The organism is Arthrobacter sp. Dra40 (assembly GCF_059091905.1).
This window is the reverse complement of the sequence record NZ_JBNHHB010000168.1, coordinates 1-11223: the sequence shown is the minus strand read 5'-3', so window position 1 is coordinate 11223 and position 11223 is coordinate 1. Positions and strand designations below refer to the sequence as shown.

General features: G+C 69.4%; 11 protein-coding genes. 9 read left to right on the top strand and 2 right to left on the bottom strand.

From position 1 onward, the window contains the following. On the bottom strand, window positions 1-1118 hold a 1118-nt coding region (locus tag AC5RWT_RS29390; protein WP_494083284.1), incomplete at its 3' end, for an FHA domain-containing protein. A gap of 155 nt (window positions 1119-1273) precedes the next feature. Between AC5RWT_RS29390 and AC5RWT_RS29385 the strand changes: the two genes are divergently transcribed. The 5 genes from AC5RWT_RS29385 to AC5RWT_RS29365 all read left to right on the top strand — a co-directional run bounded on the left by AC5RWT_RS29385 (window position 1274) and on the right by AC5RWT_RS29365 (window position 6591). After that, entirely contained in the window at window positions 1274-2563 is a 1290-nt protein-coding gene (locus AC5RWT_RS29385; protein WP_494083285.1) for a nucleotide sugar dehydrogenase, read from the top strand. 62 nt (window positions 2564-2625) lie between these two features. Beyond that, window positions 2626-3246: an acyltransferase gene (locus AC5RWT_RS29380; protein WP_494083283.1), complete on the top strand. Its 621-nt coding sequence runs from the start codon at window positions 2626-2628 to the stop codon at window positions 3244-3246. Next, window positions 3243-4337, top strand: a complete 1095-nt coding sequence (locus AC5RWT_RS29375; protein ID WP_494083282.1) for a DegT/DnrJ/EryC1/StrS family aminotransferase — start codon at window positions 3243-3245, stop codon at window positions 4335-4337. Before AC5RWT_RS29380 ends, AC5RWT_RS29375 begins: the two co-directional genes overlap by 4 nt. 2 nt (window positions 4338-4339) lie before the next feature. Then, complete coding sequence (locus AC5RWT_RS29370; protein WP_494083281.1) at window positions 4340-5416, top strand: Gfo/Idh/MocA family protein; 1077 nt, start codon at window positions 4340-4342, stop codon at window positions 5414-5416. After that, complete coding sequence (locus AC5RWT_RS29365; RefSeq protein WP_494083280.1) at window positions 5416-6591, top strand: glycosyltransferase; 1176 nt, start codon at window positions 5416-5418, stop codon at window positions 6589-6591. The genes AC5RWT_RS29370 and AC5RWT_RS29365 overlap by 1 nt, the downstream gene beginning before the upstream one ends. Window positions 6592-6633: 42 nt before the next feature. Here the strand turns inward: AC5RWT_RS29365 and AC5RWT_RS29360 are convergent, their stop codons facing one another. Next, window positions 6634-7773: a glycosyltransferase gene (locus AC5RWT_RS29360; RefSeq protein WP_494083279.1), complete on the bottom strand. Its 1140-nt coding sequence runs from the start codon at window positions 7771-7773 to the stop codon at window positions 6634-6636. A 224-nt stretch (window positions 7774-7997) separates the two neighbouring features. Here AC5RWT_RS29360 and AC5RWT_RS29355 point away from each other — a divergent pair, with 224 nt between their 5' ends. From AC5RWT_RS29355 to AC5RWT_RS29340, 4 genes are all read left to right on the top strand, one after another. Beyond that, complete coding sequence (locus AC5RWT_RS29355) at window positions 7998-9134, top strand: glycosyltransferase (protein ID WP_494083278.1); 1137 nt, start codon at window positions 7998-8000, stop codon at window positions 9132-9134. Window positions 9135-9206: 72 nt separating this feature from the next. After that, window positions 9207-9872: a glycosyltransferase family 2 protein gene (locus AC5RWT_RS29350; protein WP_494083277.1), complete on the top strand. Its 666-nt coding sequence runs from the start codon at window positions 9207-9209 to the stop codon at window positions 9870-9872. A 4-nt stretch (window positions 9873-9876) separates the two neighbouring features. After that, window positions 9877-10260 (top strand): DUF2304 domain-containing protein, encoded by a 384-nt coding sequence (locus tag AC5RWT_RS29345; protein WP_494083276.1) that lies wholly within the window; start codon window positions 9877-9879, stop codon window positions 10258-10260. Continuing rightward, window positions 10257-11223: glycosyltransferase (locus AC5RWT_RS29340; RefSeq protein WP_494083275.1), on the top strand; the 967-nt coding region annotated here is incomplete at its 3' end. The genes AC5RWT_RS29345 and AC5RWT_RS29340, both read left to right, overlap by 4 nt.

The following is an 11223-nucleotide window of genomic DNA, read 5'->3' as shown; positions in this document are numbered from 1 at the left end:
GCCCCCTCGAACCGGAGCCGGCGCTCGGCGAGCAGATCCACACAGAGCGGAACGTGCTCCAGCGCGGGAGGCGCAGCGACCGGCGCCGAGGCCGGGCCGATATGTGCAGGCAGGGTGGCGGTCCCCAACCGCAGCCACACATGTTCCGGCTGCGCCGGGTTGCCCTGGTGCGGCCCCGGATCCTCGAACCCCGGGCCAGGACGCCCCGACCCCGTTCCTGCGCGCAGCAGGGCAACAGCGAGCTCGGCCGTGCCGGGTGCCGCCAGACGGCGCCGGCGGGCATCGGTCTCCGCTGCTGCAGCCACCGCAGCCCGGTAGCGGCGGCGCTGCCCGCGGCCGGCCGCGAACGGCACGGCCGCTGCCAGCAGGGACACGGCGCTGAAGGCCAGGAAGAACCACAGGCCCGTCAGCAGGGCCAGCACCAGGCCGGCGAGCAGCGGAAGTCCGGCCAGCAGCAGGGCCATCTTGGCCCGCGGCTCCGGGGGTTTCTCCTCCGCCACAGGCACCGGAACGGCCAGGTCGGCGTCCGGCTGGAACGGTTCCCCGGGCTCACTGCCCACCACCAACTGCAGTTCGCTGCCGCCGATCCGGACGGCGCGCCCGGCGCTGAGCACGGCCTGCCGGCTGCGTTTTCCGCCGGAGATAATGCCGTTGGCCGACCCGGCGTCGCGCAGCAGGACGTGGCGTTCGGTCACTTCCAGCGTGGCATGCAGGCGCGACAACGCCGGGTCCGCGATGGTGAGCCCGCAGGCATGTCGTCCAACGGTGTAGCGGCCGCGTGAGAGAGCGAACAGCCGTCCGGCGTCGGGCCCGGCGGTCACGGCCAACACCAGCGGAGGCAAGGCAGGTGTTTTCCGGTGCGGCATGGCTGTTTGCTCCGGCCCACAGACGATCACGGCGCCATGGACCAGCGGGGCCACCCCTGCGGTCAGCGTGGCCAGCGGCCGGCCGGAAACGGTGAAGGCCACGCCGGGCAGCGCTCCGCCCAGCCAGGCGGCCAGCGGGGCAGCGCTGCTTCCGGTTTCCAGCCCGGCGACGGCATCGGCGTGCCCGGCAACCCAGGCCGCGGCGGAAGCCGAAAGGCCGGGGGCCGCCGCCAGGGTCAGATGGAGGACCATGACAGAAACCTAGGCAAACCGGCCCAGTCTTTTCCCCTGCCGGGGCCCGGTCTGTGGATAACACCCGCGACCGGTAGCCGCCGGAACAAGCGATACCCTTGACTCTGGGCCTAAGAGGCCATGACATGGACACAACGAGAAAAGGCCTTGCTCTGGTGAAGATCGCTGTCATTGCTCTGGGAAAGATCGGGCTGCCGCTGGCCGCCCAGTTCGCTTCGAAGGGGCACGAGGTCGTCGGTGTGGACGTGAACGCCGCCGTGGTCGACCTGGTCAATGCGGGCACCGAACCGTTCCCGGGCGAGGCAGGTCTCCAGGACAGGCTGGCCGAGCTGGTGCCTGCGGGCAGGCTGCGGGCCACCACCGATTATGCCGAGGCCGTGCCGGGAGCCGACGCCGTGGTGCTGGTGGTGCCCCTGTTCGTGGACGCCGAGGCCAAGCCTGACTTCGGCTGGATGGATGCTGCCACCGAGGAGCTGGCCCGGCATTTGACCCCGGGCACGCTGGTCTCCTACGAGACGACGTTGCCGGTGGGCACCACGCGGACCCGATGGAAGCCGATGCTCGAAGCAGGCTCGGGTCTGGTCGAGGGCGAGGATTTCCATGTGGTCTTTTCCCCGGAGCGGGTGCTGACCGGTCGGGTGTTCGAGGATCTGCGCAAATATCCCAAGCTCATCGGCGGGCTCTCCGCGCCCGGAGCCGCTGTGGCTCAGGAGTTTTACGAGGCGGTGTTGGACTTCGACGACCGGCCGGACCTGCCGCGCGGCAACGGCGTCTGGGACCTGGGGTCAGCGGAGGCCTCCGAACTGGCCAAGCTCGCCGAGACCACCTACCGCGACGTGAACATCGGGTTGGCGAACCAGTTCGCCCGCTACGCGGCGACCGCCGGAATCGATATCTACCAGGTCATCGAAGCCTCCAACTCCCAGCCCTACAGCCATATCCACCAGCCCGGCATCGCGGTCGGCGGGCACTGCATCCCGGTGTACCCGCGGCTGTACTTGTGGAACGACCCGTCGGCGACGGTGGTGGCTGCCGCCCGTGCGGCAAACGCGGGCATGCCGGACTACACGATCGGCCTGCTGGAGGGCGCCTACGGCGACCTGGCCGGGGCGCGCGTGGCAGTGCTGGGCGCGGCCTACCGCGGCGGCGTGAAGGAGACGGCGTTCTCGGGGGTGTTCGGTGCGGTGGAGGCCATTAACGCGCGGGGAGGCACCGCCGTCGTCCATGATCCGCTGTTCAGCGATGCCGAACTCACGGCTCTCGGCTTCACGCCCTACCGGCTGGGCGAGCCGGCCGACGCCGCGGTGGTGCAGGCGAACCATGCCGAATACGCGCAGCTGGGGCCGGACGACCTGCCCGGTGTGAAGGTGTTGGTCGACGGCCGGCGGGTCAGCTCGGCCGAACGATGGCCGGGTGTGGCGTACCGGGTGATCGGCAAGGCCTGAACCGACCGGACCAAGGCACAATGGACGACGGCGCAGCGGCCGTGAGCGGAAAGAGGGAACCTATGGCGTTCATCGCCGATTCAGCAGACGTCGCCGACGCCGCCCGGCTGGGCGAGGGCACGAAGATCTGGCACCTGGCGCAGGTCCGCGAAGATGCGGTGCTGGGGGAGAACTGCATCGTGGGCCGGGGCGCCTACATTGGCACCGGGGTACAGGCCGGGGACAACTGCAAGATCCAGAACTACGCACTGGTGTACGAGCCGGCACGGCTGGGGCACGGGGTGTTCATCGGCCCGGCGGTGGTGCTGACGAACGACACGTTCCCGCGGGCGGTCGCCCCGGACGGATCGCTGAAGAGCGCCGACGACTGGACGGCGGTGGGCGTGGACATCCGCGACGGCGCCTCCATCGGCGCCCGGGCGGTGTGCGTGGCCCCGGTGACCATCGGCGCCTGGGCCACCGTGGCTGCCGGCGCCGTGGTGACCCGCGACGTACCCGCCTTCGCCCTGGTGGCCGGGGTGCCGGCCAAGCGGATCGGCTGGGTGGGCCGCGCCGGACACCCGCTGGCACGGGATACGGCGGATCCGGCGGTGTGGGTGTGCCCGGCTACCGGCGCCCGGTACCGCGAGGATGAGGGCTCGTTGCACGAGGTTCGGCACGAAACTGGAGGAGAACAGCAGTGAGCAAGGACTTCATACCGGCGGCCAAGCCGATCATCGGGGACGAGGAACGGGCCGCCGTGGACGCGGTGCTGGCCTCCGGCATGCTCGCCCAGGGCTCCGAGGTGGCCGCCTTCGAGCAGGAGTTCTCAGAGGCGCTGCTGGACGGCCGGCACGCGGTTGCGGTTAATTCCGGCACCTCCGGCCTGCATCTGGGCCTGCTGGCCGCCGGCATCGGCCCGGGGGACGAGGTGATCGTGCCGTCCTTCACCTTCGCCGCCACCGCAAACTCGGTGGCCCTGACCGGCGCCACCCCGGTATTCGCCGACATCGAGCCGGAACACTACTGTCTGGACCCCGAGGCGGTCAGGGCCGCCGTCACAGACCGGACCAAAGCCATCATGCCGGTTCACCTCTACGGGCATCCGGCAAACATGGACGCGCTGGGCGCGCTGGCCGCGGAAAAGTCGCTGCTGCTTTTCGAGGACGCTGCGCAGGCCCACGGGGCGTCGCTGGGCGGCCGCCGCGTGGGAACGTTCGGTGAATTCGCGATGTTCAGCCTGTACCCGACCAAGAACATGACCTCGGGCGAGGGCGGCATGGTGTCCACCGGCAGCGACGAGGTGGCGCGCCGGCTGCAGCTGCTGCGCAACCAGGGTATGGAACGCCAGTACCAGAACGAACTGGTCGGCTTCAACGCCCGAATGACCAACTTGCACGCCGCGATCGGCCGGGTTCAGCTGGGCAAGGTGGGCGGCTGGACCGAACAGCGCCAGGCCAACGCCGCGTTCCTGGACGCGAACCTGGACGGTGTGCAGACCCCCACGGTCGCGGTCGGCGCCGTGCACGTCTACCACCAGTACACGGTGCGGATCGGAGCGGGGGAGCGCGACAGGTTCGCCGCCGCGCTGAAGGACGAATACCGGATCGGGTCCGGGGTCTATTACCCGATCCCGAACCACCGGCTGCCCTCCTTCAATATCGCCGCCGACCTGCCGGTGACCGAAGCCGCGGCCGCCGAAGTGCTCTCGCTGCCGGTACACCCCTCACTCGACGCGGAGGACCTGGACCGGATTGTTACCGCGGTCAACGCCTTGGCGAAGGCAGGGGCCTAGGCATGGGCGGGACCGGAAAAACCGTGCTGCGCGCCGGCCTGATCGGCTTGGGCATGATGGGCCGGCACCACGCGCGCGTGCTCCGGGAGACGGACGGAGTGGAACTGGTCGCGGTGGCCGATGCCCATGGCGATCCCCACGGCGCCGCACCCGGCCTGCCCGTCTACGCCGGGATCGAGGAACTGATCGCGGCCGGAATCGACATCGCCATGTGCGCGGTGCCCACCGGCCTGCATGAAGAGGTCGGTCTGGCCCTGGCCGAAGCCGGCGTGCACACCCTGGTGGAGAAACCCATTGCGGACACCGTCGCCGGCGGCGAAAAGCTGGCCGCCGCGTTCGAATCCCGCGGCCTGGTCGGCGCCGTCGGCCATATTGAACGTTATAACCCGGCGCTGCAGTCGCTGCGGTCCCGGCTGGAAACCGGCGAACTCGGCCGGATTTTCCAGATTGCCACCCGCCGGCAGGGCCCGTTCCCGGCCCGGATCGCCGACGTCGGCGTGATCAAGGATTTGGGCACGCACGACATCGACCTCACCGCCTGGCTGGCCCAGTCCGATTACCAGTCCGTCAGCGCCCGCACCACCACCCGCTCCGGCCGCTACCACGAGGACATGGTCGCGGCCACCGGACAGTTGGACAACGGCGTGATCACCAGCCACCTGGTGAACTGGCTCTCGCCGATGAAGGAACGCGTCACCGTGGTCACCGGCGAACGCGGCGCCTTTGTAGCGGACACCCTGACCGCCGATCTGACGTTCTACGAAAACGGCATCATCAGCACCGAATGGGAATCCGTGGCCAACTTCCGCGGCGTCTCCGAAGGCAACATCACCCGGCTGGCCATCCCCAAACGCGAGCCGCTGAAGGTTGAACACGAAGCCTTCCGCGACGCCGTGCTGGCCAGCCGCGGAATGCTGCCCGAACCGTCCGGCTCCAGCTCTGGTGCGGACGACGGCGCCGGCAGCGGCCGTCCGGCCGCCACCATCGTCACCATGCGCGAAGGGCTGAACACGCTGCGCGTGGCCGAAGCCATGATCGCCAGCGCGAAGGATTCCCGCACCATCGGGCTGCGCGCCTGATGGGCCTGCGGATCCTGCTGGCCACGCGGATCTATGCCCCGGAGGCAGGAGCTGCCGCCTACCGGCTGGCGGCCACCGTGCGGGCGCTGACCGAGGCCGGCCACCGGGTCACCGTGCTGACGACCCGACCGCCGAAAGGACTGCGTGGCGCGGAGGAAGGAGCCGCCCATGGTGCGCGGATCCTGCGCTGGCCGGTGCTCCGCGACGCCAGTGGCGCCGTGCGCGGCTATCTCCAGTACGCCAGCTTCGACATCCCGCTGTTCTTCCGCTTGCTGGTGCAGAAACCCTTCGATGTGCTGCTGGTGGAACCGCCGCCAACCACCGGCGTCGTCGTGAGGACGGCGGCCGCGCTGCGGCGTCGTCCGTACGTGTACTTCTCCGCCGATGTCAGCTCCGATGCGGCAGCCGGCATCGGAGTGGACCCCCGGGTGGTCAAGGTGCTGCGGGCCGTGGAACGCTGGGTGGTTAGCGGCGCCTCAGGCGTCCTGAGCATCTCCACCGGGGTGACCGCGGCGCTGGCGCGGCTGACGTCCGGCGGGGCCACAGTGGCCGAGGTGGGCACCGGCATCGATACCGGGACCTTCAGCCTGGCCGGCCCCGCGGACGCGCACCCCGGCCCCACCTTCGTGTACGCCGGGACCATGTCCGAAATCCAAGGCGCCGGCGTCTTCGTGGACGGGTTCCTCAAGATCATGGACCGGTACCCCGACGCGCGGCTGCTGATGTACGGCGGCGGCGTGGAGGTGGAGGAGCTGCGCCGGCGCGCTGCGCCTGCGGGGGAGCGCATCCGCTTCCCGGGAACGGCCGACGGCGGCGCGATCGCGCGCGCCCTGCGCAGCGCCACGGCGGGGCTGGCTTCGGTGCGGCCGGCCCGTGGCTACGACTTTGCCTTTGCCACCAAAGCCTTCGTTTCGCTGAGCTGCGGTGCTCCCGTGATTTACGCCGGCGTGGGCCCGCTGCGGCAGTTGGTCGCTGACCACGGGTTGGGGCAAAGCGTGGACTGGGACGGCGGCCAGGTGGCCGAGGCCATGGCCGCCGCGCTGGAGAAGCCGGTGGAGGACGCCGAGCGACGCCGGCTGTCCGACTGGGTGGAGCTGAACTATTCGCTGCGCACCGTGGGACGCCGGGCGGCAGAAGCCGTGGCGGTCGCCGCGGAAACCTCGCGGCTGCGCTGAACTCCGGCCGCGCCGGCGACGGCCGCGTGGGGACCGGCTCCGTCAGGGTGTCAGCAGGGCAGCGAGGATGCCCCGGGTGACGGCCTCGTCCTCGGCCGAGCTGAGCGCCGCGGCCGCTCCGTGCGCGTTGGCTTTGTACTTGTCCACTTGTTCGGTGGTCAGCGACGCCAGCGCCCGCGCCAGCGACTCCGTGCTGAAGTCCTCGGTCACCACGCCCAGGTCGTAGGCCTTCATCAGCGCCGCGGTCTCCGGGGACGGGCTGAACACCAGGGCCAGCCGCGCCTGGACGAAATCAAAGAACTTGTTCGGCAACATGAACCGGTGGTTCATTGTCTGCGGCGGAAGGGAGAAGACACCGACGTCGTAGGCATTGAGCGTGGCCGGCAGCTCTTCCGGGGGAACCGCGTCGTGGAAGGTGATCCGTTCATCGCCTGCGGCCAGGTCTTTGAGCTGCTGCCAGTAGCGTCCGCCGTCGCGCGCTTTGACCAGATACAAGTCCAGGGTGAAGCGGTCATCGAGCAGCTTCATTGCGTTGATGGTGCCTTCCAGGTTCCGGCCGGGCACTGCGGCCCCGCTGTGGACCAGTCGGATTCTCCCCGGCAGCGGGGCCGAGGGCTCAAGCTGACGGAACGGCCCGGCGTTGCGGACGACTTCCACGGTGCAGCCGAAGTGATCCGCATACATTTTGGCGATTGATCCGTTCACGGCGGTGACTGCGGCAGTGCGCGGCAGGTACTTGGCGCAGATGCTCCTCATATAAGGTGACACCAGCAGACGCCAGGGCAGCACATGCGAGCGTTCCTCCGGCGCCCATTCGTGCATGTCTCCCCATACGGGGGCTCCCTGCGCCACGGCATGGGCCAGCGGCAGGGCGCGCGCCTCGTTCGCCACCACCACGTCGAAGCGGCGGCCCGCCACTAGCCCGCGGGCCTGCCTGATCGCAGGGGCAGAGAGCTCCACCGCCGAATGCAAGCGCAGCGCCAGCAACAGCACGCCCAGCGGTGTCTGCGGCAGCGACGGCAGCGACGCGTCAATCTCCAGGTGGTGGGTGGCGCCGGGCGGGCGTTCGCCGTAGCTGAGCGTGGTCACCTCGCCGGCTTCGGCCAACAGCTTCAGTTGCCGCAGCACACGGGAATCTGCCTGAATATCCGAGAACGAGATACACAGGATCTGCTGGGCCACCACTGCTCCTTGTCGCTGACGCCCGGCGAACGCCGAACACTGAAAGATTACCGTCAGGTAAGAGCCCCGCTGCGCCGTGCCGGAACGCCCGGCGTGCCGGGGAACGGCGCGGGCTGCAGACCCTGAGGCCGTTTGGGACACCACGAGGCGTTCAGGCCGCCGGGCTAGGATGGCGAAGGAAGCCGGACCGCGCCGGCTGCAGCCCACCAAGGTCGGGGAGCCTCGTGAAGATCGCCATCACCAAGAGCACGCTGCGGATTCCGCCAACGTACTTCGCCACGGCCCACGCCGAGCGCTTGAAGGACAAGCACGACTTCCGCGTTTTCACCCTGGTGGCAGAGATTGAGGATTCATCGGTGACGGTGCCGGTGACTGACTTCGTTCCGGCGCCGGGACTGGGCTTCCGCCGCCGGGAACTCATGATGCCAGCCTTCCTGAAATCCATGGCGGTGGCTGTGGCACGCTTTGAACCGGACATCATCCACCAGCACTTCGCCACCTGGTCGAAGCCCGCCGTCCAGGCCTCCATCGCGTCCGGGACTCCGCTCCTCACCACCATGCACGGCTCGGACATAGTGTCCCTGGGGAATCCCGCGGAGACGATGATGGCCCGCTGGCACCACCGGAATGTGCTGGCGGCCGCGGCTCACAGCACCCGCATCCTGGTGGTCAGCAACTACATGGCCGGCCGGGCCGCAGAGCTGGACCTCGATACCGCGAAGATCCATGTCCATTACCAAGGCGTCGACACTGACTATTTTGAGCCGAACCGCTACCAGAGTGATGAGGTGCCGGTGGTGCTCTTCGTCGGCCGGCTGAACACGCAAAAGGGCATCCGGGATCTGCTGGACGCCTCGCACGCGGTCTGGCGCAAGGCCCGGCACCGGCTGGTGGTGATCGGGGACGGCCCGCTGCGCGACGCGGTCGCCGAGCAGGCTGCCAGCCACCCCCACATTGACTATCTCGGGCGCCAGGACCGGGCCGCGATCCGCTCCTGGATGCAGCAGGCGCACATCCTGGTGGCGCCCAGCCAAGAAGCCGGAGGCGCCCGGGAAGCAGCCGGACTCGTGCTGCTTGAAGCCCAGGCATGCGGCACACCGGTGCTGGCGTACCGCAGTGGCGGCATCCCGGAAATGATGGACGACGGGGTCACCGGCGTGCTGGCACCGGAAGCCGACTACCGCCAGTTGCAGGACGGGTTGCAGCAATTGCTGCGGCTGGGCAGCGCAGAGTATCTGGCCATGCGCCGCGACGCGCGCAAGTTCGTGGTGGACCAGCGAAGCCTGGCGGGCAGCGTCCGGGAGCTGGAGGCCCACTACCACGACGTGGCACCACTGAGGCCGTCGACCGGACGGCGGTGACTGCCGGCCACCAGTCCGCCGCGGCCGCGGCCTGGTGCAGCCCTGACATTCCCGTTGTGGAATACTAGGCGGGTGAGTCGCTGCTGGGTCGTCGTGCCGATGTACAACGAGGCAACAGTCGTCGGCGCAGTCATCCAGGACCTGTTGAAGACCTTTCCCTACGTGGTGTGCGTGGACGACGGCAGCACCGACGATTCCGCCGCCATGGCGCGCAAGGCCGGCGCCGTCGTCGTGGTTCATCCGGTGAATCTGGGCCAAGGTGCCGCGCTGCAGACCGGAATCGAATATGCCGTGCAGGATCCGCAGCTGGACGCGGTCATCACCTTTGATGCCGACGGCCAGCACCGGGTCCAGGATGCCGCCGCCATGCTGGAACGGATCAGAGCCGGCGAAGCTGACGTGGTGCTGGGTTCCCGCTTTTTGGAGGGGCGGGGAGAGGTCTCGGCGCTCAAGCGCCTGGTGCTGCGCACGGCAGCCGTCCAGTCCCGGATTGCCACCGGCTACCGCCTCACCGATGCCCACAACGGACTGCGCGCCCTCTCCGCTGACGTGGCTCGGAGGATCCACCTGACCCAGAACCGGATGGCGCACGCGTCCGAACTCATCCACCAGCTATCCGCCCTCAACGCCCGGGTGGTGGAGCAGCCGGTACACATCGTCTATACGGAATATTCCAAGTCCAAGGGGCAGCCCCTGCTCAACGGCATCAACATCCTCGCTGACCTCTTCTTCCGGTGAACCCATGCTCATAGTCGTCCAAATTGTCCTGGTCCTGGCCGTCGCCCTCGGCGCGCTCGCACTGATGCGGGGAGGCCAGAACGCGCGGCACCAGGCCGTGCGCCGCATCGTGCTGGTGCTTTTCGCGGTCATGGCAGCGCTGTCCGTTTTCTTCCCGCGCATCCTGACCGCCGCGGCGAATGCGCTGGGCATCGGCCGCGGCACCGACCTGGTGCTGTACGGGCTGATTGTGTGCTTCCTGATTTACATGGCGAGCTCCTTCCATCGCACCCGGCAACTTGAGGAGCGGATCACCAAGCTGGCCCGGCGCATCGCCTTGGACGAGGTGCCCAAGCCGGACGAGGCCGCCGGACCGAACGACCCGGCACACCCGAAGGCCGGGCCATGAGCGTCGGGGAGGCTCATCGCGTCCCGACCGGCGGTCCGGAAGCCGAGATCGTGATTGCCGTGCACAGACCCGACCGGCCGGTCCGCCGTGCGGTGGAATCGGTACTGGCCGCCGCACCCGGTCGCGTCGCCGCCACGGTCGTGTGCCACAACATGGACCCGCATCCCGTGCGCGAGCAGCTGACCGGCCTGCCCGAGACCGTCCGGCTGCTGGAACTGGCCGACGGAATTCCGTCCCCGGCCGGCCCTTTTAACCACGGGCTGGGCCAGGCACGGGCAGCCTTTGTGGGCATCATGGGATCCGACGACATCCTGGAGCCGGGGGCGGTGTCCGCCTGGCTGGACGCTGCCCACGCCACGGGCGCGTGTGCCGTCATCGCCCCTCTGCGCCACCGCGGCGGCGCGCGCATCCTGACGCCGCGCGCCCGGGTGTTCAGGGGCCCGCTGGTGGATCCGCTGCGCGACCGTTTGGCCTACCGGACGGCACCGCTGGGGTTGATCCGGCGCGAGGCCGTCAACCGGTTGGGCCTGCGGCTGGCCGAAGGCCTGCGCACCGGCGAGGACCTGGAATTCGGTCTGCGGCTGTGGTTCTCCGGCGGGAAGATCGCCTACCCGGCCCACGCTCCGGCCTACCTGGTGGGGCAGGACGCAGACGAACGCGTCACCTCCGCCGTGCTGCCGCTGCGTACCCAGTTCCAAGATGTCCAGGCGTTGGTTTCCGGCACCTGGTTCCAGGCGCTGCCGGCAGCCCAGCGCGCGGCCATCGCGGTGAAGCTGCTGCGCGGCCACATCATCAGCGCGGCAGTGCGGCGGGGTGCTGATTTCGCTTGGGGCGCCGAGGACCGGCAGGCGATGTCCGCCGTCGTCCGCGCCCTGGCAAACGCCGCCCCCGATGCCCCGCGCCTGCTGAGTGCCCCGGACGAACGGCTGCTGCGGGTGCTGCGTGATGCCGCCTCGGCCGCTG

Bases quoted from the DNA above. Each gene is read 5' to 3' on its own strand.
- AC5RWT_RS29380 (WP_494083283.1), top strand. From the start codon at position 2,626: ATGGCGTTCATCGCCGATTCAGCAGACGTCGCCGACGCCGCCCGGCTG.
- AC5RWT_RS29370 (WP_494083281.1), top strand. From the start codon at position 4,340: ATGGGCGGGACCGGAAAAACCGTGCTGCGCGCCGGCCTGATCGGCTTG.
- AC5RWT_RS29365 (WP_494083280.1), top strand. From the start codon at position 5,416: ATGGGCCTGCGGATCCTGCTGGCCACGCGGATCTATGCCCCGGAGGCA.
- AC5RWT_RS29345 (WP_494083276.1), top strand. From the start codon at position 9,877: ATGCTCATAGTCGTCCAAATTGTCCTGGTCCTGGCCGTCGCCCTCGGC.